23 protein-coding genes are annotated in these 26889 nt (G+C 40.2%); 13 read left to right on the top strand and 10 right to left on the bottom strand.

Translation table 11 applies throughout. The annotated features are described in order from the left end of the window. Window positions 1-231: 231 nt before the first annotated feature. Window positions 232-954: a hydrolase gene (locus tag PJ15_RS11785; RefSeq protein ID WP_047431034.1), complete on the bottom strand. Its 723-nt coding sequence runs from the start codon at window positions 952-954 to the stop codon at window positions 232-234. 16 nt (window positions 955-970) lie between these two features. Continuing rightward, entirely contained in the window at window positions 971-1327 is a 357-nt protein-coding gene (locus tag PJ15_RS11780; protein WP_047431031.1) for a DUF6176 family protein, read from the bottom strand. 448 nt (window positions 1328-1775) lie between these two features. On the opposite strand from PJ15_RS11780, the gene PJ15_RS11775 reads away from it, so the two are divergent. The 5 genes from PJ15_RS11775 (at window position 1776) to PJ15_RS11755 (ending at window position 7435) form a co-directional block, all read left to right on the top strand. Continuing rightward, window positions 1776-3113, top strand: a complete 1338-nt coding sequence (locus PJ15_RS11775) for an MFS transporter (protein ID WP_047431028.1) — start codon at window positions 1776-1778, stop codon at window positions 3111-3113. 237 nt (window positions 3114-3350) lie between these two features. Next, window positions 3351-3926, top strand: coding sequence for a peroxiredoxin (locus tag PJ15_RS11770; protein WP_047431025.1), 576 nt, complete (start codon window positions 3351-3353; stop codon window positions 3924-3926). Window positions 3927-4272: 346 nt separating this feature from the next. Next, a complete protein-coding gene (locus PJ15_RS11765; protein ID WP_005256271.1) occupies window positions 4273-4719 on the top strand; it encodes a MarR family winged helix-turn-helix transcriptional regulator in 447 nt (148 codons plus the stop codon). 439 nt (window positions 4720-5158) lie between these two features. After that, window positions 5159-6232 carry a nitrilase-related carbon-nitrogen hydrolase gene (locus PJ15_RS11760; RefSeq protein ID WP_047431022.1) on the top strand — a complete coding sequence of 358 codons (1074 nt, stop codon included), beginning with the start codon at window positions 5159-5161 and terminating at the stop codon, window positions 6230-6232. Between the two features lie 183 nt (window positions 6233-6415). After that, window positions 6416-7435 carry an AraC family transcriptional regulator gene (locus PJ15_RS11755; protein ID WP_047431020.1) on the top strand — a complete coding sequence of 340 codons (1020 nt, stop codon included), beginning with the start codon at window positions 6416-6418 and terminating at the stop codon, window positions 7433-7435. 143 nt (window positions 7436-7578) lie between these two features. Here the strand turns inward: PJ15_RS11755 and PJ15_RS11750 are convergent, their stop codons facing one another. The 6 genes from PJ15_RS11750 to PJ15_RS11725 all read right to left on the bottom strand — a co-directional run bounded on the left by PJ15_RS11750 (window position 7579) and on the right by PJ15_RS11725 (window position 14155). Continuing rightward, entirely contained in the window at window positions 7579-9027 is a 1449-nt protein-coding gene (locus PJ15_RS11750; protein ID WP_047431018.1) for an aldehyde dehydrogenase family protein, read from the bottom strand. A 117-nt stretch (window positions 9028-9144) separates the two neighbouring features. Further along, window positions 9145-9675: a flavin reductase family protein gene (locus PJ15_RS11745; protein WP_005256266.1), complete on the bottom strand. Its 531-nt coding sequence runs from the start codon at window positions 9673-9675 to the stop codon at window positions 9145-9147. Window positions 9676-9689: 14 nt separating this feature from the next. Then, entirely contained in the window at window positions 9690-10928 is a 1239-nt protein-coding gene (locus PJ15_RS11740) for a styrene monooxygenase/indole monooxygenase family protein (protein ID WP_047431015.1), read from the bottom strand. A gap of 73 nt (window positions 10929-11001) precedes the next feature. Next, on the bottom strand, window positions 11002-11787 hold the full coding sequence (locus PJ15_RS11735; protein WP_047431013.1) for an SDR family oxidoreductase: 786 nt from the start codon (window positions 11785-11787) through the stop codon (window positions 11002-11004). A 10-nt stretch (window positions 11788-11797) separates the two neighbouring features. Next, window positions 11798-13048 carry a dienelactone hydrolase family protein gene (locus tag PJ15_RS11730; RefSeq protein WP_047431010.1) on the bottom strand — a complete coding sequence of 417 codons (1251 nt, stop codon included), beginning with the start codon at window positions 13046-13048 and terminating at the stop codon, window positions 11798-11800. Between the two features lie 147 nt (window positions 13049-13195). Beyond that, complete coding sequence (locus PJ15_RS11725) at window positions 13196-14155, bottom strand: LysR family transcriptional regulator (protein ID WP_004770853.1); 960 nt, start codon at window positions 14153-14155, stop codon at window positions 13196-13198. A 249-nt stretch (window positions 14156-14404) separates the two neighbouring features. Here PJ15_RS11725 and benA point away from each other — a divergent pair, with 249 nt between their 5' ends. The 7 genes from benA (at window position 14405) to PJ15_RS11690 (ending at window position 22537) form a co-directional block, all read left to right on the top strand. Continuing rightward, on the top strand, window positions 14405-15787 hold the full coding sequence (gene benA, locus PJ15_RS11720) for a benzoate 1,2-dioxygenase large subunit (RefSeq protein ID WP_047431006.1): 1383 nt from the start codon (window positions 14405-14407) through the stop codon (window positions 15785-15787). Beyond that, complete coding sequence (benB, locus tag PJ15_RS11715; protein WP_047431004.1) at window positions 15784-16284, top strand: benzoate 1,2-dioxygenase small subunit; 501 nt, start codon at window positions 15784-15786, stop codon at window positions 16282-16284. Before benA ends, benB begins: the two co-directional genes overlap by 4 nt. 73 nt (window positions 16285-16357) lie before the next feature. Then, window positions 16358-17374, top strand: a complete 1017-nt coding sequence (benC, locus tag PJ15_RS11710; RefSeq protein ID WP_047431003.1) for a benzoate 1,2-dioxygenase electron transfer component BenC — start codon at window positions 16358-16360, stop codon at window positions 17372-17374. Between the two features lie 21 nt (window positions 17375-17395). Continuing rightward, a complete protein-coding gene (benD, locus tag PJ15_RS11705) occupies window positions 17396-18181 on the top strand; it encodes a benzoate diol dehydrogenase BenD (RefSeq protein ID WP_047431001.1) in 786 nt (261 codons plus the stop codon). 44 nt (window positions 18182-18225) lie between these two features. Then, window positions 18226-19419 (top strand): benzoate/H(+) symporter BenE, encoded by a 1194-nt coding sequence (gene benE, locus PJ15_RS11700; RefSeq protein ID WP_047430999.1) that lies wholly within the window; start codon window positions 18226-18228, stop codon window positions 19417-19419. Between the two features lie 445 nt (window positions 19420-19864). Beyond that, complete coding sequence (locus PJ15_RS11695; protein WP_047430996.1) at window positions 19865-21223, top strand: aromatic acid/H+ symport family MFS transporter; 1359 nt, start codon at window positions 19865-19867, stop codon at window positions 21221-21223. A 45-nt stretch (window positions 21224-21268) separates the two neighbouring features. Continuing rightward, window positions 21269-22537, top strand: coding sequence for an OprD family outer membrane porin (locus PJ15_RS11690; protein WP_047430993.1), 1269 nt, complete (start codon window positions 21269-21271; stop codon window positions 22535-22537). A gap of 88 nt (window positions 22538-22625) precedes the next feature. Here PJ15_RS11690 and ftn read toward each other — a convergent pair whose 3' ends face one another. Beyond that, window positions 22626-23090 carry a heteropolymeric bacterioferritin subunit Ftn gene (ftn, locus tag PJ15_RS11685; protein WP_047430990.1) on the bottom strand — a complete coding sequence of 155 codons (465 nt, stop codon included), beginning with the start codon at window positions 23088-23090 and terminating at the stop codon, window positions 22626-22628. 353 nt (window positions 23091-23443) lie between these two features. Here ftn and PJ15_RS11680 point away from each other — a divergent pair, with 353 nt between their 5' ends. Then, window positions 23444-24499, top strand: a complete 1056-nt coding sequence (locus tag PJ15_RS11680; RefSeq protein WP_047430987.1) for an SDR family oxidoreductase — start codon at window positions 23444-23446, stop codon at window positions 24497-24499. Between the two features lie 356 nt (window positions 24500-24855). On the opposite strand, the gene ligA is transcribed toward PJ15_RS11680, so the two are convergent. Beyond that, a complete protein-coding gene (gene ligA / locus PJ15_RS11675; protein WP_047430984.1) occupies window positions 24856-26883 on the bottom strand; it encodes an NAD-dependent DNA ligase LigA in 2028 nt (675 codons plus the stop codon). Window positions 26884-26889: the final 6 nt, after the last annotated feature.

Below are 26889 nucleotides of genomic sequence, written 5' to 3'. Positions count from 1 at the left end.
TGCATAGTTCACACTTAAGCAAAGCTTTCGCCTTGAGGTACTGCAAAGATTCTTAATCTTTGCAGTACCTCAGGTTTTGCCTACTTTTCCCGAAAGAAAAGTAGGTCGCCGAAGGCATATCCTGAAAATGGATGAGTACTCGGCACGATTCCGTTAGATCTATAAAATAGGTTTTATCTTAAACTTGTCAAAATCTAAAATAAATTGCGAGAACTCTCAATTCAAACAAGATTAAACCTTCTCATTCAGAAAATCCTCAATTATTTGCACAGTCTGCTCAACCATAAAGCATGGAAAACCGTGTGAAGCCCCTTCAATAGAAACGATAGATAAATTGTTTGCAGATAAATCCTGAATATTTTGCATAACTTGGTAAGGAACTAAAGCATCATGCTCAGCAAACACATGCAACTGCCTACCCTGATTATTTTTATACATTTCAACCAGATTTAATTGCTCCAGCAACTGTAATCCCTGCTTTAATAGGGCAATCGGTTGTGGACGAATCAATTTCTGCATGGCTAAAAAGTCTTTTTTTGCGGAACTTGCACCTTGACACACCAATAAGCCAAATCGTTTTAAAGTGCTAATCGCATCCTGTTCAAATGACTGCTTAAACTGCATAAAGGTTTCTACAGGCATGGCTGCTGACCAATCTGATTGAACAACAAAACAAGAATTCGACGCTAAAGTGATTAACACTTTCTGTTGAGCATATTGTTGTTGTATTTGATTGACCAAGATTGTTGCCAATTGTCCACCAAGCGACCATCCGACAATCACATCAAACTTCACGGCAAGTTCGACATGCTGTTGCAACATGTCATCATCCAGCGCATTAAAGATATTAATCCGCTCAACCACATGTCCTTGTTTCTCTAAAGCTTCATGTAACGGTTTTAATAATTCGGCACCACCGCCCCATCCTGTAATCAGTAAAATCTTTTGTTCCACACTGTTGCCCAATTATTCAAACTTGCTCCGAAGTATAACCTGTTTCTTTCTCATCATTATTTTCCAAATCGATCAATAATCTTGTTGGAATGATTTGTTCCCAATGCTGTTTAAATTGCTGATGATATTTATCAATTTCAAATGAACTGTTTTTCGCGACCTGTTGCGCCTGAGCAATATCTTTAGCTCGCGTATAGGCAAGTAAATAATTTTCTCCATTCAACTCAAGTTGAAACCACGATTCCACTTTCACACCTTCAGCTTGAAGCGTTTGAATTACTTCTACTTTACGTTTTTCAATTTCTTGCTGCCAAGCCTCAACCTCTGCCTGTGTATTTGTTTTTAATTTAATAAGAACCGCACCAACATCCATTGATTTTCCTTTTCTTTTTAAATAACCAGTCGATTTTTAAATTTACTAACCTACGTATGATTACACTTTGAGATCAATATGATAAATACAGTAAAGTCTAAAGCTTCAACACCTTGCAGCTCACTTTTCAATCAAAACATTTAGCCTCTGCACAGCACAAACCGCTTTATTTTCCAAATAAAATACTACACAAAATGGATAGAACTCAAAAAAAGTGGATAGATCTAAAAGCTGAACCACGCTTCAATCTTAGAAAGTTTTTATTTATTAGCCAAAGCTAAAACAGCGATAACGAACTATTTAAGTCGCTTGATCAGTTCTTCTAAAAAATAAAAAACTCAACGCAATCAGGTAACCAAAATACTCAACAAGGAAATGATGTATTTCAGGCAATTAATTTTCACCTGCACAACAGTGTTAACAGTTTTTTTAATTTAAGGGAATAAATATGAAAACAATTGAAGTTAATACGATCATTAATCGTGATCATTTATCACCACTCCAATGGCTAGTGTTTGTACTGGGTTTCCTAGTATTTTTTTTCGATGGTCTTGATACAGGCATCATCGGTTTTATTGCACCTGCTTTACTTGATGACTGGAGCATTACCAAACCTGAGTTAGCACCTGTATTAAGTGCAGCACTGGTAGGGATGGCAATTGGCGCAATTATTTCAGGGCCAATGGCGGATAAGTTTGGACGCAAAGGCGTCATTGTGTTTACTACACTGCTATTTTCTATATTTACGATTCTTTGTGGGTTTGCGTCCTCTACACAGGAATTGATGATTTATCGTTTTATTACAGGTATCGGTTTAGGTTCTGCTACCCCCAATATCAGTACCATTGTTTCAGAATACATGCCTGCAAAACGTAAAGCTTTTCTAACAGGGCTAGTAGGTTGTGGTTTTATGTTAGGTATCTCTTGTGGGGGCGTATTATCGGCTTATTTATTAGAAGGTTTGGGTTGGGCTAAAGTTTTAATTTTAGGAGGGATTACACCATTATTTCTAGTGATCGCCCTACTATTCAAACTCCCTGAATCCGTACCCTATCTGCTGAAAAAAGGACAACAACATAAAGCCCGACATATCTTGGCAAAGATTCAAGGACAACCTTTTTCCGAGAAAGTAAACATTGAACTAGCTCAAGTTGATAAAAATAATTCTGGAAGTCCTATAAAAATTGTTTTAGGTCAATATCTATGGGGATCCGTTATGTTGTGGCTGTGCTGCTTCATGGGACTGTTAGTGTTTTATTTATTAACCAGCTGGATGCCAACGATCTTAAAAACAGCTGGATTCAGTACACAACAGTTTAGTTTAATTGCATCTCTCTTTCCCTTAGGTGGTGTGGTTGGTGCTGTTATCTTGGGCTGGTATATGGATAAGCTCAACCCAACTATAGTGATAAAATATGCATATCTCATGGCTTTTATTTTGTTTATTGTTGCGGGTTTCGTTAGCTCCAGTATTTTATTACTAGGTATCAGTATTTTCTTAGTCGGTATATTACTGACAGGGGCTCAGTCTTCAATATTACCGCTCGCTGCACTTTTCTATCCATCCGTTTGTCGTGCAGTAGGCGTATCATGGATGCATGGTATTGGTCGCCTCGGAGCAATTCTAGGCGCCTTTTTCGGTTCTTATATATTTACCTATGAAATCAGTCTTGGTGGTATTTTCTATCTTCTCTCATTACCCACTTTTATTGCCTTTATTGCACTGAGTTTAAAAGCCAAAGGACAAAAGCCTAAAACTGAAACAGCTTTAAATATCAATGTATAAGGTAGAAAAACCCAGCATACCAATAAGCTGGGTTTCATTGATCTGACCAAGATCAGTGATTTTTAGTGAAGTGAATTGCAATAAAGTAAAACAATTGGCCTAAATTCTAACTTTATTGATGCATGTTCCCAACTCACTATGCATTGTCGAACCAATCAAAAAAGTTCTATAAAGAATTTCCTAACACATTTAGGTTTTAAATTTGCTACAGTAAGCCTATTACACTTTGAGAATAGAATGATGAATACGATAAAGTCCAAAGTTCTAGTAGTATGCAGTTCACTTTTTCTACTCGCTTCACCGACCCTCAGTACAGCACAAAATACGCTGTTCTCAAAGCAATATACTGCACAAAAAGAATGGGTTGGGCAATCTGCACCAGACTTCAAATTACAGGACCAAAATGGCAAATGGCATACCTTGAATCAATATAAAGGTAAATGGGTCGTACTTTATTTCTATCCTAAAGATAACACTGCAGGATGCACTCAAGAAGCCAACCAATTTAAATCGCTGTACCCACAGTTTACCAAATCAAATGCCGTGGTACTCGGTGTGAGTCTGGATGATGTTGCATCTCATCAAAAATTCTCAGAAAAACTCGGTTTACCCTTCCCAATCCTTGCCGATGATAAAGGTGAACTTGCAACTAAATTTGGCATTGTTCGTAACTTGGGGATCACCAAAATTGCCAAACGTGAGAGTTTTCTAATTAGTCCTCAAGGCGCAGTAATGTATCACTATACTAGCGTTAATACCCAAACTCATGCAGATCAGGTATTGAAGGATTTAAAAAGCTTACAAGTTAAATAGCAGCATTCTTTATACTTTGTCTGGCAATTAAATCTCGTTTAGAGCCTTATTTAAATTGCTCAAAAATTTTGGGCAATTTCTTCCAATATTCTTAAAGCTTTTGTAATGAGCCAAATCTTCAAGGCATATCTTGGTCAGAAGACCATCCACAATCTCTCAATATAAGAATTTGTTTATTATAGTAATTTATTAAAAATCACATTTAACATATTCACTTAGTTGCTATTCTAAATAGATGATCTATTACAACAACGCTATCGTATTAAATAAAAAATAATCTAAAATGCACGACAATTCATTCTTATTCTTATATTACTGATTTAAAAAGAAAGAGCTTACTCACATTATGGCAAAAAAATTCTCTACCACGACAGATATGTTTAGCCCTGAACATGGCTATCTTGGTTTTCTTCTCAGACAAGCAGCCCATACCTATCATTTAAAAATGGAAAAAGCATTATCAGACTATGGATTGACTCCCCCACAATTTACTATTCTAAAAATTGTGTCTGTTTACTCAGGTTGCTCTAATGCAGAAATTGCACGTTATGCATCGTTAACGCCACAAACGGTCAACTTAATGATCAATAAACTAGAAAAATTAGAGTTTGTTATAAAAAGTGCTCATCCTCATAACAAAAAAGTGCAATGCATTGAAATTACGAAAGATGGTCTACATATTTTAGAACAATCATCCGATGCGATAGAACAACTGGAAGCACAACTGGAACATCATTTTTCCTCAGAAGAAATTTACACATTGCGTAAATGGTTCGCTTTCATTCAAAAATAAGGTTAACTACAGCTATAGAGTTTGATTTAGACTTATTATTCATCCATATATCAAAAACTTATCCATTATTTTAAGTCAAATTTTATAGAAACTATGCTTAAAACCCTATAGACATACTCACCCTCAACATTTTAGACATAAAAAACCATATTTTTTAACTTTTTAGTTTCTACTCCATTGCCTAAACATGCCTATAAAAAATTAACACCAACATGAAAAACCACTTCATTATAATTTCTCTTTAATTAACAACAAAATATTTAGACTGTTTTTTAAATAAAATTCTATCTCTCAACCATTTTTACCCACTTACATAAAGATATATTTTTTTTGTTCCCAGCATTTGAAATATTATCAGCATGCTGATATCTTAACTATCTGGATGATGGATTTTCAACCAAAAATATTATTTACTCTTATTTTAAACAGGATGTTTATTATGATTAAACCTTATGGTGTAGTCGGTTTAGTGCCAACGATCTGGGGAATTAAAACCCGTGCAGATATAATGAAAAATATTTCACATTTAGAAGAATTGACTGCAGGTGCATTATGGCTAAGTTCTCTAGACTTACCCGTCAAACTATTAGTTCTCCCAGAAGGTGCATTACAAGGGTTTAATGATGAAGCATTAGATATACCAATTGCTGATTTTCTAGAAGACGGGGCTATAGAAATTCCAGGCCCAGAAACTGACCGCTTAGGTAATTTAGCTAAACATCACAATGTGTTTATTATGGCTCAAGCAAAAGTCAAAGATCCTGAATGGCCTGGCATTATGTTTAATGTAGGATTTATTATTAATCCTCAAGGCGAGATTATTTTAAAACATCATAAAATGTCTGCCCTCTTACCTTGTGAGCGTTCAGCTTCACCACATGATTTATTTGATGCCTGGGTTGAAAAATACGGTTATAACTTACAGTCTTTCTGGCCTGTCGTTGATACTGAAATTGGCCGTCTAGGTATCATGATGGCCATGGAAGGTAACTTTCCTGAAAATGGACGCGGCCTTGCAATGAATGGTGCCGAGGTTGTCTATCGAGCTTCTTTGCCAACACCATTTACAGAAAATGATATCTTTGAAATTTCGAATCGTGCCCGTGCACTTGAAAATAATATGTATGTCGTTGCACCGAATATTGGTGGGATGTATTTAGATCAAAATACCCTAGCGCCAATTGATTGTGGTGGAGGCTTATCTAAAATAGTTGATTATAAAGGTCGCATTGTGGGTAAACAAAGCGATACAAATGGCTCAACCTATGTTTCTGGTGTCGTTGATATTGAGGCTTTACGTTATCACCGGACACATTCTCAAGTTTCCAACTGGATGAAAGACATACGCACTGAATGTGCCCAATTAATTTACAAAGAAAATATTTATCCAAAAAATCTTTATCTTCATCAGGCTCAAAGTAACCACGCAGACTACAAAACGCAGGTGATTGAACCACAAATCCAGAAAATGTTAGATCGAGGTATTTGGAAGAAAAGCAGCTACGATCTATAAGTTAACTAAGTAACTGGAGCTATATCTTAGCTCCTTTTTTAATCTTTTAATTTCACCTAGATTCTACCGAAATGCCTGACCGATCCTATCAGCCTATTGAAAGCTAAATCTTGAATTATCATGGAGTTTTAATTTTTAGATAAGCTGATTGAAAAAATAAATACTTAGCTAAAGGAACAAGCTATGTCTCTAAATCTTTGTTATGGAATCCAATCTTTAGACCCTTTGTCAAATATGCATTTTTCTCAAAAATCACTCATTTGTCAAAATACAGATTTATCCGAAACTCACCGTAATGTTTCTCATATTTTTAAGCCTCATCGCTTAAAGCCCTGTTCGTCTTCTTCAACAGTTTCGTCATTACATCATCTCCAATATGGAAATTTATCCATTAGCCGTCTTGAATATGGTTTAGATGTTTATATTGAACCTGACAGCCTTACGGACTTTTACTTAATTCAGATCCCATGTCATGGTTATGCAGAAATTGAATATGAACAACAAAAGTTTATTTCTTATCCGCAAATTGCAGCCTTATTATCACCAGACCTGCCTTTACGTATGAAGTGGAAAGCAAATTCTCCCCAAATGGTTTTAAAAATTTGTAAAAATAAACTTCTACTCCACTGTCAACATCATCTTGCAAATTACAGTTTAAATGCTCCTATTTTTGCTCCCCAATTAGATTTATCCAATATCAATGGACAATATTTTTTACAGCTATTTCATCAGTTATTACAAGCAATTAATTCAGAAACTCACCCTTTAAATCATCCATTAGCCATGCAACAGTTTGAATCAAATATCTATAATGCATTGTTATATGGGCAATCACACAGCTATTACTCTCAGCTATACCATACTCAGGATAAATATATTTCCCCACATTTTATAAAATTAGCAAAAGATTATATCCACGACCATTTAAATGAAAATATCAGCACTGAAATATTAGCACACCACGCTGGTGTAAGTGTACGAAGTTTATTTTTAGGATTTCAAAAATATTTAAATATGACACCTATGCAATATTTAAAAGACCTACGTTTTAAAAAAGTTCATTCCGAACTCATTAAAGGTAATCAAAGTATTACAGATATTGCCTTAAAATGGGGATTTACCCATTTAGGACGTTTTTCTCAAGAATATAAAAAACGTTATGGTTATACTCCTTCTGAAACTAAACAACATCTTAGCTTTTAAAAGACAAAATATTCCTTTAATGTAAAAACCAAAAGAGAGTCGCTATAAAAAACCTCTTTTGGTTTTCAATAAAAATAATGATAAAACCTTCAGCTTCCAATTATCAGGTTTAGTTTATTCACATAAATACTATCATTATCCAATCAGGTTAAATTTATAGTTGCCCATTTTAACTCGGTCAATGTTTCAACATCGATATCAGTCCCTTCACGACCAAACCCACTGTCTTTTACACCACCAAATGGAACATGAGGCTCATCCAGTATGGTTGGGGCATTGACATGCACCATGCCAGCTTCAATTTCTTGCATAAAACGAAATGCATGATTTAAATTCTTGGTAAAAATCGCAGAAGATAACCCATAGTTACTCTTATTTGCCCATTCAATTGCCTCATCTAAGCCATCGATTGAATAGACTGAAGTCACTGGACCAAATGTCTCCTCTTGAAATACTTTCATGGTGTCATTCACTCCAGATAAAATCGTCGGTTTACAACGATTTCCAATCCATTCTCCACCTGTGTGAATTTTTGCACCTTTCTCAAAAGCATCCTGAATATGATGCTGTATGCGATCACGTTGGCGTTGTGAAATAATCGGGCCAACAAAAGTATTTGGGTCATCTAAATCGCCCAAAGTCAGTGCTTCGGTTTTTTCAATAAAGCGACTTAGAAATTTTGCCTCTATTTTTTTATCAACATATATTCGGCTTGAAGCCATACATGCCTGTCCCTGAAAGAAAAATTGACCAGAAACGGCAGCATCTACCGCGCCTTCAATATCAGCATCCTCAAGAATAACTAAAGGACTTTTCCCTCCTAGCTCTAACAAACAACGCTTCATGCGTGAACCGCACAATTCGCCAATATGTTTCCCTACACGAGATGAACCCGTGAACATCACCGCCTTAACAAGCGGGTGAGTTGTTAGGCTATCCCCTATTATTGCACCTTTACCTGTTACCATATTTACAGTACCTGGTGGAAGGCCTGCTTCGTGATACATATCAACCAATAAGCTAGTAATCATAGGCGCTTCTTCAGAAGGTAAAAGTACGACTGTATTGCCTGTTGCTAATGGAGATGAACTAAGTTTGGTACTTTTTAATAACGGTACATTAAAAGGCGTAATGGCCCCAACAACTCCAAGAGGCTGACGCATCGTTAATGCGAAGCGACCAGCATTATCAGAAGGCAAGGTTTGCCCATTAATACGTCTGGCGATACCTGCAGCCGCGCGTAGACAATTTATTGCATATTCAACTTCATACAATGCTTTACCTATCGGAGAACCCACCTCTTTGATTAAAATATTCACAAAATCTTTTTGATATTTTTCTACCAATAAAGCAGTTTTCAGTAAATATTCTTCTCGCTCTTTTGCCAGACTATGACGATATGTTTTGAATGCCTCATGCGCATTGAGTACAGCATATTCAATATCATTCTTTTCACCTTCGGCTACTCTGGCAAAAATTGAATCATCTTCTGGATTTAAATCATTAAAGTAATTATTTTTGATCGGTGTAATTCGTTTACCACCAATCCAGAGATCAATTGTTTCTACTTTATTTTGCAATACTTTTTCCATTCGCTATTTCCCTTGTATAAATATGATGCATTACATTTTTCCAACCATATCAATGCATGAATAAAAGGAACTCTAAATCAGCAAATACATTTCATTCATTTAAAGTCCCTTGTTTCACTAAAGTGTTTGAGGGTGCTCGGCTGCAATGCGATATTTTCCCGCATGGAAAACCAATGGATCACCCTGTGTCTGTCGGTAATGTTCGATTTCACCGATAAAAATTAAATGGTCACCACCTTCATATTGATTCACATTCCGACATACCAGCGTAGCCAAGCTTTCTTCAAGGATCGGTAGCCCTAAATCACACATCTGGTGGGCAATATTTGCAAATTTGTCTTCGGCACCTTTGGAAAAGTGTCCTGATACATCATGCTGTTGATGACCTAATACATGAATCGCAAAATGTGAAGCTGCCACAAAGTCAGGTAAGCTGGGTGCAGTTTTAGATAAGCTCCATAAGATCAAAGGTGGATCTAAGGACAAGGAAGAAAATGAGTTTGCAGTCATGCCAATCTTGCGTCCATCTTGGCCTCTTGTGGTAATCACAGTGACGCCTGTAGCAAACTGTCCAAGTAAATTACGAATATTGCGAGGCTCTTTACAATTTATTGTTTTTAAACCTAAATCAGTGGCTGAGTACGTCATGCTGAACTCCCCTTTTAAGCTACACAATTAAGTTTAAATTGCATTAAAAACTGTTCGCTTGCTGTTGAGTCAAACCACCACGGAGAGAAACCACGAGGGTCATCAAAATTATTCACTATATGCGAAGCAATACTTTGATTTTGGGAAGCAGCCACTAAAGCCTCGACCATTTGTGGTTCTGGTGGGCGCAACATACTGTTCGTCCAATTCACGACATCTTGTGCATAATCCCAATAGCGCTCAAAAGTTTGAGTCATCCATGTCTCATCAAATACCTGATCACCATGAGATAAAATTGCCTCATAATAAACTTTGCTACACTTGGCTGCGTTATTTGAACCTTGTCCTGTAATCGGATCATTCACCACCAATGCATCAGCCATTCCAAAAACTTTTTTGCCTGAAGCTAAGGTCAATACTGGATGACGTACGGTCGGAGTAAAGCTTCCTGCAATACATCCACCATCATCAGTCAGCTCTACTTGACGACAACGTTCAGCTTCCCATGGCAGATATTTTTCTAAAATTTCTAAACTTTTTGCTAAATGTTGGTCTGGTGTTTTCACATGCTGCCAGCAATCCATTGGGCCATTTGGAATCCCTTCAAAAACCATGATTTCACATGGCCCACTCGTTGTCAGAGCTGGAAAGCAGAAATACTCACCTACTCCGGGAATCAGGTTAAATGCAACGCGAGAGTATGGAGACATCGGCTTCATACCCTTTACATAGGTCAAAGCCAATGCACGTTGAGGTTGTTGAAATGGGCTATGCTGATCATTGCGTTTAAACTGATTAACAATCTCGCCTTTACCAGCAGCCAGCAACACCAATTCATATTGATCTGCCAATTGCTCTAACTCGGTCAGCCCAATATCCTGAATGACGAGACGACCACCTCGACGTTCAAACTCTTCCATCCATACAGGCATTTTGACACGTTGATCTACAGACTGTGCGTAACGTTGTAAACGGGCACTCCAACTAAAAACCTTTTCTTTCTTATCAGGCTGAACCAACGTAATACTGATTCCTTCAACTGAAGGACACTGCTCCTCCCATTGGTTTAGTCCCAAATCCCGTTCAGTTTGTAGGGCTGTATGAAACATACATTGACTCGACATGACTTTGCCATTTTTTACTTGTTCGGCAGTGCGATTGGTATATAAACTCACTTCATAGCCTTTATCCAAAAGCCCCAGACCGAGTTGTAAACCTGCTTGACCAGCACCAACAATTGCTATTTTGCGCATGTGTTTATTCCTTATTCATTCCATGAAAAATCTTTATTTTGTTTAAACTTGAGATGCTTTAACTCAACTCTATTCAGCTGGCTAAACGCGGGATAGCAGGCCGATTTTGTTCTGGTCCCATCACGCTGTAGCCTCCATCCACGGCATAATCTGCCCCTGTTACGAAACTCGCTGCTGTAGAACTGAGGAATAACACCACATTGGCAACTTCCTCGGGATGACCTAAACGTCCGAGAAGATGATAATCTGCCGCAACTTGATCCGCTTTTTTACGATCCTGACCACTGACCTCTGCAATTACACGAGACCACGTCCAACCTGGGGAAACAGAATTTACACGTACCCCATCACTCGCAAAATCCATTGCCATACTTTTAGTTAAAGCTTGCATGGCTGCTTTTGAGACGGGATATAGCCATCGTCCTGTTTGTGCACACTGAGCAGAAATTGAAGTGAAATTAACGATAGAACCCTGTGTTTCTTTAAGATCGGAATACACGGCTCGCGTTAACTCAACAGCAGAAACTAAATTGATATCTAAAGCTTGTAGCCAGTCTTGTCGACTAGACTGAAAACCATCATCTAAATAAGTACAAGCTAAATTAACTAAAACATGAATTTGTCCAAATTTTTGTTGGACTTGTTCAATGGCTTTTTTCAGTTGTTGATCATCTGTTAAATCTGTCTGGATAAACAAAATCTTGCCAGTATGAAGATCTGCTATTTGTTGTCCTGTTGCGTCAATATCAAGAATAGCAATCTTTGCGCCTGCACGGATAAATGCGTCTACTACGGCTTGCCCTATTAGCGTAGCGCCACCGCTAACGACGATCGTTTTTCCTTCAAAATCAATATTCATCATCTTCTCCTTAAGCTACAGATTTACTTTCGCTTGAAGACCAAGATGGCATCAAGGTATTTGAGGCTAAGGATTCATCAATGAGTTTTTGTGCTGTTTCAACACCAGCAACGGGTAAACCTTGTGGATTTAAAATCCCTAATTGCACAAGAACACTGGCTTGATCCCAATAAATATGTTCATGACATAGTTTTGGTCCACGGAATTTTATTATTCCAAGCATCGGAATTTGAACCTTTTTTCCTGTTGGAGCGATACCTGGAATTAACCAGTCAATTTCTTCATCATGAGTAAAACTCATAATAAATTCATCGACCACCTGAGTTGCTCCAACTGTACGGGAAATTGGAGTCAGACTCATATCTTTGGGATTTTGATGTACAAAATGATATTGGTAAAAACGAGATAATTGTTTGTATCCCACTCCACCAGTCATTGTCGGGATATGGTTAACATAAGGCTCTGCAACCATGGTCGCCATCGTTGCAGGAACGTCTCTGGTATCAAACTCATGACGGATATGCTCTTCCCAGAGTGCCGCCAGATCATAAGATGGCCCAATTGTTTTACGTAACGCAGTTATCGTTCTTTCATGCGCAAATTGTGCAGCAACTTTATTAAAATGCTCACCTGCTGGACGGGCAAAAGCATGGTCAACTTGAGGGTAAACATAAACCTCTGCTTTAGCCACTTTCTGCAACGTGTTTTGGATGGTGGTACGGACATTTTCTGGGCAGAACTGATCTAGTTCAGCGATATGTAATACCAACTTTCCTTGAATATTCTGGCTTTCATCCAATGCTTTTTCGATGCCCACCCCATAATACGCCACCGAGCAGGCAAGCTCAGGAATACGACAGGCAGCTAAATAAGCAAGTTTTCCACCTAAACAAAAACCAATCACGGCCTGTTCTACGTTGGTATCACAAACATCCAGAGTTTTTAAGAAATTGAGGCTATCTTGAATATCCTGAACACCTAAGTTTTCATCAAACAGTTGATATAACTCAAATGCGCGTTGAAAATCTTCTTTCCCATAACCTAATTCAATTTCAGGCTCAATTCTCCAATACAGGTCGGGTACTAAAACGCTATAACCTTCTTCTGCAAGTAAATCTGCCTTTTCCCGCATCGCCTGATTTACACCAAAGATTTCCTGGCACAACACAATACCTGGACCTTTACCATCTACAGAAGTTGCCAGATAAGCTTTAAATTGATTACCAGTCGCTGTTTTTACTTGAATATATTGTCCTGCCATGTTCTTCATCCTTGCTGGTTGTTATCCCTATCATGCAAAGATTAAAATCAGTTAAACAGGTCAATATCTGCAATCTCTATCCAGAAATTGCAAATTTTATTGGCAGAAAAATAAACTAATTTTTATAAACTATTCACCATTAATCCTTTAAAAATCAATCCCAACTGAATCGTCAATCGGGTTTTGATCAAGTGTAAACACCGTCCGTTGATATGGAATGCCTTCCAGATCATAGACCTGATAAACACAATCAAATAACAGCTGTAAGTCTTCGCTACGATCCATTGCCCGTGCAGTCAGAAAAATTGGGCTGACCGCGCCATTGTCCAGAATCGGAATATAATTCAAATGGGGAAAGCGAATGGTATCAGCACTAGCAGGAATCACACACAAGCCTTCACCCGCTGCGACCAAGCCTAAGGCCAATTGGATTTCTCGCACTTCATGCATATTTTTCGGCACTAAACTATGCTCAGCAAAGATATTCAGGAGTTGAGTCGAAAAATTAGGCTTTGGAGATGTGGGATACATAAACATCTTTTCATCAATCAGATCAGCCAGATAAACCCCTTCCGTCCGCTGCGCAATCGGATGGCTGGTATGTGCTGCCACAACCAAGCGCTCTTTACGCAACAAAATCCGCCTGACTGCTGGATCACTAATCCGCAAACGCCCAAAGCCCACATCAATACGGCCCTCTTTTAAAGCCTGTAACTGCTCCGTGGTGCTCATTTCCACCAATTGAATATTTAAATGAGGTTGCTGCTGCCGAAACAAATAGATGATTCGAGGTAATAAGCCATACAGTAACGATCCCACAAAACCAATCGTGACACTGCGATCGATCAGTCCAATACGTTTCGCCATACTCTTAATTTCTTCAGCATTAGACAAAAGTTTAACGGCGTGCTGATAAAAGAAATGCCCAGCAGGTGTGGTCTGTAATGGTCTACTTCCACGCTCAAACAATTGAATACCCAACTCACCTTCCAGATTCTGGATCTGTCGGCTCAAAGGCGGTTGAGCAATAAATAATTTTTCTGCTGCCTTGGTAAAGCTTTGTTCTTCAACAACGGCAACAAAATACCGTAAATGACGTAATTCCATGCGGTTTCCATACCTTTAAGATATATAAAAATATAAATTCAGTCTTAGACAGAGTTTAATCATTCTTTTAAGGTATAGACAAGAGATAAACCGATGAAATATGAATCGCCCCGCTGAGATTGCTGCCCCGTATTCATCATTATCGGTTCAAGTGAAAAGACGCACACAGAATTTAACCCTTTAGGATATCGAGAGACTTTTGAAAGCATCTCGATGACTTCCACAGATTTGGAAAGTCGGAGAACGGACATGCCACGTATTCCTGTAATCAATACCAGCCACCTTGACCGTATTGATGAACTACTTGTAGACAATATCGACACAGGTGAATTTAAACTTCATCGCTCAGTGTTTACCGATCAAGCCTTATTTGATCTTGAAATGAAATACATCTTCGAAGGTAATTGGGTTTATCTTGCGCACGAAAGCCAGATTCCTAATAACAACGATTTCTACACCACCCATATTGGTCGTCAACCGATCATTGTTGCCCGCAATCGTAATGGCGAACTGAATGCCATGATTAACGCCTGCTCACACCGCGGCGCACAACTCTGTCGTCATAAGCGCGGTAACAAGGCAACCTATACTTGTCCTTTCCACGGCTGGACTTTTAACAATTCGGGTAAATTGCTCAAAGTCAAAGATCCAAGTGAAGCGGGCTACTCAGATTGCTTTAATCAGGATGGTTCGCATGACCTGAAAAAAGTTGCCCGTTTTGAGAATTACAAAGGCTTCTTGTTTGGCAGCCTCAATCCAGATGTACCTTCGCTTGAAGAGTTCTTAGGTGAAACCAGCAAAATTATCGACATGATTGTTGATCAATCTGACCATGGCCTAGAAGTGCTACGCGGCACCTCCTCTTATACCTATGAAGGAAACTGGAAACTAACGGCTGAAAATGGTGCCGATGGTTATCACGTTTCAGCAGTGCACTGGAACTATGCCGCAACCACGCAACACCGCAAAGAGACACAAGCTGCCGATAACATTCGTGCCATGAGTGCTGGCTCTTGGGGCAAGCAAGGCGGTGGTTCTTATGGTTTTGAAAATGGTCATATGCTGCTTTGGACACAATGGGCCAATCCTGAAGATCGTCCGAACTTTCCGAAGGCAGACGAATATACCGAGAAATACGGTGCAGCGATGTCGAAATGGATGATCGAACGTTCGCGCAACTTATGTCTTTATCCAAACGTGTATTTGATGGATCAATTCGGTTCGCAAATTCGTGTGTTACGTCCTATTTCAGTCGATCGCACTGAAGTGACGATTTACTGTATCGCACCGAAAGGTGAAGCCCCAGAAGCACGCGCACGTCGTATTCGCCAGTATGAAGATTTCTTTAATGCCTCAGGCATGGCTACCCCTGATGATTTGGAAGAGTTCCGTGCCTGTCAAGCAGGTTATGCAGGCATCGCGCTGGAATGGAATGACATGTGCCGTGGTTCAAAACACTGGATTTATGGTCCAGATGATGCAGCCAATGAAATTGGTCTTAAACCGATGTTGAGCGGGATCAAAACCGAAGATGAAGGCCTCTACCTAGCGCAACATCAATATTGGTTGCAGACCATGAAACACGCCATTATCGCAGAAAAGGAAATCGCAGCTCAAGGAGAAAACGCATGAGCAATCAAGACAAAACCAGCTTGGAAAATATTGCCCAGTTTCTCTACCGCGAAGCACGTTTTTTAGATGATGAACAATGGGATGACTGGCTCAATTGCTATGCGCCAGAAGCGAGTTTCTGGATGCCAGCGTGGGATGACAATGATCAACTCACTGAAGATCCGCAGTCAGAAATCTCACTGATTTATTACCCAGATCGTCAGGGTTTGGAAGACCGAGTATTCCGTATCAAAACTGAACGCTCCTCTGCCACCATGCCTGATACCCGTACTTGCCACAATATTTCCAACGTTGAAATCGTAGCGCGAGACGGAGATAAACTCACGGTTCGCTTCAATTGGAACACCTTGAGCTTCCGCTATAAAACTACCTATAGCTACTTTGGCATGTCACGTTATGTGATTGATTGTTCGGGTGAGGAAGCAAAAATCCTGAGCAAATATGTGGTGCTTAAAAATGACTATATCAATCAAGTGATTGATATCTATCACCTCTAAAAGAATAGGTCTCCTCAGTCAAACGGACTGTTGGCTGAGGTCCCAAATTTAAATTATTTTTGTAGGATCTCTCATGTCAAACCACAATGTAGCACTTCAATTTGAAGATGGTGTGACACGTTTTATTAGTGTCGCGCAAGGTGAAACCCTGTCCGATGCGGCTTATCGCCAAAAAATTAATATTCCTTTGGACTGTCGTGACGGGGCTTGTGGCACCTGCCGTGCCTTCTGCGAATCTGGTAGTTACGATATGCCAGAAGAAACGTATATTGAAGATGCCTTGACGCCTGAAGAAGCGGAACAAGGTTATATTCTAGCGTGCCAATGTCGCCCAAGCTCAGATGCCGTCTTTCAGATTCAGGCCTCCTCTGATGTCTGTAAAACTGAAATTCAAAGTTTTCAAGGGACTTTGGCTCGCGTTGAAAATCTATCTGATTCCACCATTACCTTTGATATTCAACTGGATGAAGGTCAACCCGATATTCATTTTCTTGCAGGACAATATGTCAATGTTGGTATTCCAGCAACAGGTGAAACCCGTTCATATTCATTTAGCTCCAAGCCAGGTAACCGTTTAACAGGCTTTGTGGTTCGTAATGTACCAAATGGCAAAATGAGTGATTTCTTGAGTAAAACCGCTCAAGCGGGCGACAAGATGACCTTTACAGGACCATTCGGTAGCTTTTATCTGCGTAATGTCACTCGCCCTGTGCTGATGCTCGCAGGCGGTACGGGCATCGCTCCCTTTATGTCGATGTTACACGTACTGGAAGAAAAAGGTTCTAACCAACCTGTGCGTTTAGTGTTTGGCGTGACCAACGATTTTGATCTAGTCGCTTTGGAAAAATTAGCTGAATTACAAGCGAAATTCCCTTGGTTTGAATATCGAACTGTCGTTGCACATCCTGACAGTCAACATGAACGTAAAGGCTATGTCACAGGACATATTGAGACTGAATGGCTAAACAAGGGCGATGTCGATATTTACCTATGCGGCCCTGTGCCAATGGTCGAAGCAGTCCGTGGCTGGTTAGATGCGGAACAAATCAAACCTGCCAATTTTCTGTTCGAAAAGTTCTCTGCGAATTGATGATTACTGGAGAATTAACTTATGTCTCAAGCACAAAGATTTAAGCATAAAGTGGTGATTGTGACTGGCAGTGCTCAAGGCATTGGCCGTGGAGTTGCACTACAACTGGCTGCCGAAGGTGCGCAACTGATTCTGGCAGATCGTTCTGATTATGTCGAAGAGGTATTGGCTGAAGTAAAAGGATTGGGGGCTGATGCCATCACCATTCAAGCCGATCTTGAAAGCTTTGCAGGTGCACAAGCGGTTGTTACCAAAGCGATTGAACATTTTGGTCGAGTCGATGTATTGATCAACAATGTCGGTGGCGCAATCTGGATGAAACCTTTTCAGGAGTTTTCGGAAGAGGAAATTATCAAGGAAGTGAATCGCTCGCTGTTTCCAACGCTTTGGTGTTGTCGAGCAATATTGCCCGAAATGATCAAACAACAAGCTGGTGTGATTGTGAATGTTTCCTCAATTGCGACTCGCGGGATTAACCGTATTCCCTACTCGGCAGCCAAAGGTGGCGTTAATGCACTCACAGCATCGCTGGCCTTTGAACATGCCCAAGATGGAATTCGCGTCAATGCGATTGCCACAGGTGGAACTGAAGCACCACCTCGCAAAGTGCCTCGCAATAGCAATCCACTGAGTCAGAATGAAAAAGACTGGATGCAACAGGTCGTCGACCAAACCATAGACCGTACATTTATGGGACGTTATGGCAGTATTGAGGAACAGGTCAAAGCCATTGTTTTTCTTGCATCTGATGATGCATCTTATATCACTGGCAGCGTCATCCCAGTGGGAGGTGGAGATCAGGGTTAGTCCTGATCTTTTTCGTTTCAGATGTGCAAGGAGGCCATCACCGAATGACAACTTTACTCAAAACATTAAAACAAGATTGTTCTATTTCAGCTACGGTTGCAGGCTTTCTTGCCGTGCTAATTTCTTATTCTGGCCCACTGATCATTTTCTTTCAGGCAGCGCAACGCGCCAATGTTTCTACAGACATGATGGTGTCATGGATTTGGGGCATTTCCATCGGTGCGGCAGTTGCAGGGATTTATCTCTCAATAAAATATAAAACACCCGTCATTACCGCTTGGTCTGCACCGGGGACGGCATTATTGGTCACGTTATTTCCTGATATTTCACTGAATGAAGCGGTCGCGGCCTATATCACTTCTGCAATTGTGATTTTTCTGATTGGCATTACAGGCTGTTTCGACAAACTACTGAAATGGATTCCTCAAGATGTTGCTGCGGGAATGATGGCAGGTATTCTGTTTCAGTTTGGAATCAATCTGTTTACTGCTTCAGATAGTATGCCTTTGATTGTGTTTAGCATGCTGATGGTATTTCTGATTGCAAAACGGCTGATGCCTCGCTATACCATGATCTGGGTATTGGCAGCCGGAATCTTACTCAGTTTATTTTTGGGAAAAATGAATCCTGTTGAAGTCAGTTTTGATCTGGCAGTTCCACAATGGATCAGTCCAGAATGGTCATGGAACTCCACCTTAAATCTGGCACTCCCCTTGATTATGGTCAGCCTGACAGGTCAGTTTTTACCGGGTATGGCGATCATGAAACTGAGTGGTTATGACACGCCAGCCAAACCCATTATCAGTGCAACCAGTATTGCCTCTTTAGCGGTTGCCTGTGTTGGCGGTATTACCATCGTCCTCGCCTCGATTACCGCGGCCTTATGCATGGGTAAAGATGCACATGAACTAAAAGAAAAGCGTTATATTGCTGGGATTGCCAATGGGATTTTTTATATTCTCGGCGGACTGTTTGCTGGCAGTATTGTCATGCTGTTTAGTTTATTGCCAAAAGAACTGGTTGCGGCTTTGGCAGGCTTGGCCTTGCTGGGAGCGATTGCAACCAATATCACGGCTGCGATGCAAAATCCTCAACACCGTGATGCTGCACTTATTACCTTTCTCGCCACTGCTTCTGGGATGCATTTTCTAGGCTTAAGTTCGGTGTTTTGGGGGATCTGTATTGGCGTTATTGCTCATCTTATTCTCACACCAACCAAGCATGCAGCTTCGACTTAACAACTAAATTACACTTCTTACGCTCTATTTTTCCAGAAAACTCAGCTTAGACGTTTTCTGGATTTTTGCATTTAAAAAGCTAAACTCAAAAATACTTAATACGAAGATAAAACGAATTTCACCTTACATTTTAACGCTTGATAAAATAACCCGATCATTGAATAAAAACATTATTTATTCATTAATGATTATTCATCCAAAAATATTTAAAAATACCACTTTAAAATGACCAGTATTCTCGTATTTTAATATTTCACACCAATTCACCATTTTATATCTCAGCATAAAAACAAAAACCAAAACCAATATTTTTCAAATACTTAAACGATAAAAACCACAATACTTTAATAACATAAAGATATATCAATTAGGTTTTTGACTCCGACCCAATAACAAAATAGCTTAATAAAAAATAACCTGTACTTCACAAATCGGAGGTGAAGCAATGGACACGAACAAGGTCAATATTAATGACATTATTGATAAAGCCCGTTTTGCGGCTTTTCATTGGAAAGTCTTAATTTGGTGTTTAATCATTATTATTTTTGATGGATACGATCTGGTGATTTATGGTGTGGCACTGCCCTTACTGATGCAGCAATGGTCACTGACTGCCGTACAAGCGGGTTTGCTTGCCAGCGCAGCCTTATTCGGGATGATGTTTGGCGCCATGATTTTTGGCACGCTCTCAGACAAACTGGGCCGTAAAAAAACGATTATGATCTGTGTCACCTTATTTAGTGGATTTACCTTCCTCGGTGCTTTTGCCAGTAATCCAGTTGAATTTGCAATTTTACGTTTTATTGCAGGCTTAGGTATTGGTGGTGTGATGCCAAATGTCGTGGCTCTTATGACTGAATATGCGCCTAAAAAAATTCGTAGTACCTTAGTTGCATTGATGTTTAGTGGCTATGCCATTGGTGGTATGAGCTCTGCCTTACTGGGTGCATGGTTGGTCAAAGATATGGGCTGGCAAATCATGTTTTTAATTGCAGGCATTCCACTGTTACTGTTGCCTGTGATCTGGAAGTTCCTGCCTGAATCTCTGGCATTTTTAGTGAAATCGAATCATCACGATCAAGCCAAAATGATCGTCACTAAAATTGCACCTGAAACTGAATTAACCAGCAATACACAACTGGTTCTGAATGAAAGCACCACCACGGAAGCCCCTGTCCGTGCCCTATTCCAGCAAGGTCGTAGCTTTAGTACTTTCATGTTCTGGATTGCCTTCTTTATGTGTTTATTGATGGTCTATGCATTGGGAAGCTGGTTACCCAAATTGATGTTACAAGCAGGCTATTCTTTAGGTGCCAGCATGTTATTCCTATTCGCACTGAATATTGGAGGCATGGTGGGTGCGATTGGCGGCGGTGCACTGGCAGATAAATTCCATTTAAAACCTGTGATTACCAGTATGTTTGTGATCGGTGCGGCTGCCCTGATCCTGCTTGGTTTTAATAGTCCACAATTTATTTTATATAGCTTGATTGCGATCGCTGGTGCCGCAACCATTGGCTCACAAATTCTCCTGTATACCTTTGTCGCTCAATTCTACCCGACGGCATTACGCTCAACAGGTATGGGCTGGGCTTCAGGCATTGGACGAATTGGCGCGATCATTGGCCCTGTCTTAACGGGTGCCTTGCTCACCTTTGAACTGCCTCACCAAATGAACTTTCTCGCGATTGCCATCCCAGGCATTATCGCTGCACTTGCCATCTTTATGGTTAATTTAAAAGCCTCAGTGGCAGCACAATCTGCACCGAACTTTAATACACAAGCTTCACTGACTCAGCAATAAAAATAAGTGCGCCGAGGACTGGCGCACCCACGTTGGATATGGATTATGACTTTATTACCACGCTTTAAACCACATGGCTTAACGATCTCTACACTGCTTGTGATGGGGAGCTTTTACAGCCCGCTACTCGCTGCCGCAGAATCGACTCAAACTGCTCAAGATGAATGGAAATTTACCCTGAAGAATGCCTATATCAATCGAGACTTTGATAATCCTAATCTCAAAGATACAGGCAGTTGGTCACAAGCAGCCTCCTTATTTTATAAATCCAAAATGCAGGAAACACCGCTGCATATCGCAGATAAGCCGATCACCATTGGTGCAGATGCTTCGGTGCAATATGCAGTGCGCTTAAGTAAAGATAAACATGTCGCTGATACTGTTCTGCCTTTTGATGTTCAAACACAATCACAGGCATCCGACTATTTAAAATATGGCGCGACCCTGAAACTAGGTTATGACAAAACCTTATTAAGTGTGGGCGAACTCTGGCTAGACTTACCTGTAACTGCGGTGGATGCCAGTCGCCAGTTACTCACCTCTTATTGGGGGACAAATTTAAAATCGCAAATTTCTGATCAGTTGTATGCGGAAATCGGTCGGGTTGAAAAAGTATCGCCACGCAACGAAGAAGATTTTAAAAAGTTCTCCTTTACCGCGAATGGCAAAACCGTTTACTCGGATGGCCTAAATTATCTGGATCTGCGTTATCAACTCACACCATCATTGAAGGCAGAATACTATTTTGGCAATTTAGAAGACTTATACAACAAGCATTATGTTGGATTAGAACATCAGTGGAAACAGCCTAATTTTAGTCTCAGTTCTAAGTTTAAATATTTTAATGCCAAGAATGATGGTCACAACTTCGATATCGATGCTCAAAATATTGGTTTGCTTGAAATGCTGAAAGTGAATAATCAGTCTTTTGGTATGGGTTATCAACAAATTATTGGTGAGTCAGCTTATCCGTTACCTGATGGTTTCTTGCCTGAAACTTATTTTATCAACTGGAACGCGACAGGCTTTTTTAAAAAGAATGAAAAGTCTTATCACCTGATGTATGGCTATGATTTTAAAGATTATGTGCCAGGTCTAAATGCAATGGTGAAATATGTCTATGGACATGATTTTAAAGCTGCCAATGGTGAAAAAAATCATGAATCTGAGTCCAATCTCATTCTCAACTATGCATTCCAACAACCTTATCTTAAAGGTGTTTCGCTACAATACATCCGTATTGATTATGATGTAAAACATGGCAATGACTTTGGTGAAGATCGCCTATTTGTGAACTACAGTAAAAAGTTTTAAACCTTCATTTCAGCATTTTTTCAGATCAAATTAAAAAGGGAACTTTATTGAAAGCTCCCTTTTTAATTACTGCATGTGCAGCAATTTATTAGATTTGTGATTGAATATAATTTTGTAGACCAATCAATTCAATTAAACGTAATTGCTTTTCTAACCAATACGTATGATCTTCTTCTGTGTCAGAAAGCTGCTGGCGTAACATATCACGGCTGATAAAGTCGCCTTTCTCTTCACACAGTTTGATACCTGTCGCAAGTTTTTCACGTACATGATATTCAAGTGCTAAATCTGCCTTTAAGCAGCTCACAACATCTGTACCAACATTGATATCTTCACGATTCATATTCGGTTGAGCACCAAGGAACAAAACACGACGAATGATTGCGTCAGCATGAGATGCTTCTTCCTGCATTTCATGGTCGATACGCTCATAGATCTTATTCAGCCCCCAATCTTCGTACATTCTTGAATGAATTAAATATTGATCACGAGCAGCCAATTCACCGCCAATGAGCATATTTAAATAGTCGATGACTTCTGGATTGCCACGCATAATACTTACTCCTATCGAATGACAATATTATGGTCAAGTTAGAACAGAATTGCAAAAACAAATATGTGTAAGTTTATGATTTTTATAAAATTAAAATGAGAAACATACGCATTTACAGTTCGAATTGACTGAATTTATGTAAATAAAATAAGCCTTTGCATATCATTTGTCACATTAAAAAGAGATAATTCTATTGAAAATCATTTGTTTGATTTTTTGTAACCATTAGCAATGCTTCTTATTTCGCCGATGTTTTAATCAAAAAATCATAAAAAATGACTGCTCAGCTGTTGTTTGTTTAAGCGAAATTCGGTAAATAACAGCAATCACAAAAACATAATGTGGAAACCACAATGGATAAAAGCAAACCAATTTTGGTCACTGGCGCGACGGGTTATATTGCAGGCTGGATTATCGAACGTCTGTTGAATCAAGGTCATACAGTTCATGCAACTGTACGTGACCCATCAAAGAAAAATAAGATCCAGCATTTGTATGATCTGGCAGAGCAATCAGCGGGACAAATCCAGTTTTTCAAAGCAGATTTGCTTGAATCAGGTTCATTTGATGAAGCGATGAAAGATTGCGAGATCGTGATTCATACCGCATCGCCTTTCGTTGTCACCAATTATAAAGATGCCGTTAAAGACATCATTGAGCCTGCGGTGAAAGGCACAGAAAATGTTTTGAACAGTGTTAATCGCACTGAATCAGTTAAACGTGTCGTACTCACTTCAAGCATTGCCTCAACCTATGGCGATGCAGTTGAGATTCAAGACACTGCCAATAATGAGTTTGATGAAAATCACTGGAACACAACCAGTAGCGAGACCCACCAGCCCTATCCTTATTCAAAAGTCATGGCAGAACGCAAAGCTTGGGAAATGGCCGAGCAACAAAACCGTTGGGATCTTGTATGCATTAACCCGGCTTTAGTGATGGGGCCATCCCTGACCGATGCGAGTCAGTCAGGTAGTATCGAAGTATTACAACAGTTCGGTAATGGCACCACCTTGTTCGGCGTACCACCAATGTGGAATGGGATTGTCGATGTTCGTGATGTTGCCGATGCACACGTCGCTGCGGCATTAAATCCAAATGCACATGGCCGCTATATTATTTGTGGTGGAACATTAAGCTTATTGGATATGGGCAAGGCACTTACTCAGAAGTTTGGCTATAAATTTCCATTCCCGCACTTTACTGTGCCAAAAACAGCCTTTTCTTTTGTTGCACCGATCCTCGGCCATTCACGTGAATTTGTAAAATTGAATATGGGTTATCCCATCTATTTTAATTCACAACGTAGCGTGAAAGATTTAGGGATTGAATATCGCGATGTGCGCGAAAGTGTCTGTGAACATTTCCAACAATTGCTGGATGACGGCATTGTAAAAAAATATATTTGATTCAAAACAATATATTCATTCAAAGCTAATTAAAACTTGGTACTCGGAGACGTCATCCACAACCTGAGCAAGCCAAAGCGACTAAAGCTTTGGTGAAGCGAAAAGCAACAACCGGCGTAGTCTATACTCAAGCATAGCTTTCGCCTTGCGGTACGGCAAAGATGATAAATCTTTGCTATTCGCACCTCAGGTTTTGCTTACTTTGGGCAAAACCAAAGTAAGTCCAGCTGAAAGCTTATCCTGAAATTGAGTGTAAACTCGGCAAGACTCTGTCAAGATAATTATTTCCCAGTCTCAGGATTTAATTAAATAGTCCCATTCAACTCACATTCATTGAATGGGCTTTTCTTGGTAGATTAAGCCTCGTATTGCGCCAAAAATTCCAAGAACTCTTGTTCATTCATCACGCGAATATCTAACTTCTGCGCTTTATCCAGCTTACTACCCGCTTTCTCACCTGCAACCACACATTTGGTTTTACTGGACACACTACCACTGACACGTGCACCTAAAGCTTGAAGCTTTTGTGTCGCCTCATCACGTCCCATGGTTTCCAGCGTTCCAGTCACCACCCAACTCTCACCATTCAAGGGTTGGCGTGTTGGTGCTGTTGGTGCATCCCAATGAATACCTGCTGCCATTAAACGATCGAGTACCTCAATGTTATGTGGTGCTTGGAAGAAATCAGCAATCCATTCAGCAGTAATATCACCGACATCAGGTGTTTTCTTGAGTGCTTCAATATCCGCTGATTTCAGAGCCTCAAGCGTCTGGAACGTATTCGCCAGCATACGCGCGGTGGTCTCACCCACCCCACGAATCCCCAAAGCATAAATAAAGCGTGCCAAAGTAGTTTTCTTGCTTGCTTCAATCGCATCAATCAAGTTCTGAACCGACTTCTCACCCATTTTCTCGATGGTCAATAAGGTCGCACGATGTTCATGCAAATGATAAATATCAGCCACATCTTTGAGTAGGTCGAGATGCAGAAGTGACTCCACCCAACGATCACCTAGACCTTCAATATCCAAAGCTTTACGCGAAACAAAGTGACGAATTGCCTCAATACGCTGTGCTGCACAATACAAACCACCTGAACAACGTGCCAATGCTTCACCTTCTGGCATGACCACAGGCGAATCACAGACTGGACAATTTTCTGGAAGATGCACCATCTCGGCATCCACAGGACGAAACTCCGCCCAGACCTTCTCGACCTTTGGAATCACATCGCCAGTACGGTAAACACTTACGGTATCGCCAACACGTACATCTAAACGGTGAATTTCACCAATGTTATGTAAGGTCACATTCGATACCGTCACGCCACCAACAAAGACTGGCGCTAAACGTGCAACAGGCGTTAGTGTGCCTGTACGCCCCACTTGCCAGTCAATATTTTCCACTTTGGTGAGTGCCGCCTGCGCTGGGAACTTATAGGCCGTTGCCCAACGCGGTTCACGACTCAGGAAGCCGAGCTGTTGCTGCTGTTTAAGGCTGTCCACCTTAATCACCATGCCATCAATTTCAACCTTGAGATCTGGACGTTCTTGTTGAATCTGTTCATAGCGTTGTTGTACTTCTTCAATCGAAGCACACAGGAACTGACGTTCTGCAATTTCAAAACCAAACTTGGTCAACCAATGCAGACTATCGTGCATAGTCTCCAGTCCATGATTCGGTATACACTGCGCAATTCCATAGGCATAGAACGCCAATGGACGCGAGGCTGCAATATTCGGATCAAGTTGTCTTAAGCTACCTGCCGCAGCATTACGTGGATTCGCAAAGGTTTTATCGCCTTTGGCTTCCTGATCCGCATTGAGCTTTTCAAAGCCTTGCTTCGGCATCAACACTTCGCCACGTACTTCTAGAAACTGTGGAATCGCCTGATGCTGACTGGATAATACTTTCGGCAGATTCCGAATAGTTTTGACATTCTGGGTAATATCTTCGCCTGTCTCGCCATCGCCACGAGTGACACCACGAACTAACACACCATTTTCATACCACAGTGAAATCGCTAAACCATCCAGTTTCAGCTCTACTTCATACTGCACTTTCTGGTTCGGTAAACGTTCATCAATACGACGGGCAAAAGCAAACAGGTCTTCCTGATTAAACACATTGCCCAATGACAACATTGGCACTGCATGAGTGACACTTTCAAATTTTGATAAGGCTTGACCACCCACTTTATTGGTCGGGGTATCCGCCTGAATACAGTCTGGATATTGTTGTTCTAAAGCTTTCAGCTGATGAAATAAATGGTCATATTCACTGTCTGAAATGGAAGGTTGATCCATCACATAGTAAGCATGATTATGTTTTGCAATCAGTTGAATTAACTGACGCATTTGCTCAATAACTGAGTTGTGTTCCATTTAAAT

Source organism: Acinetobacter sp. neg1 (assembly GCF_000788125.1).
GTDB classification, from domain to species: Bacteria; Pseudomonadota; Gammaproteobacteria; order Pseudomonadales; family Moraxellaceae; genus Acinetobacter; species Acinetobacter vivianii.
This window is presented reverse-complemented; position numbering and strand designations above follow the sequence as displayed.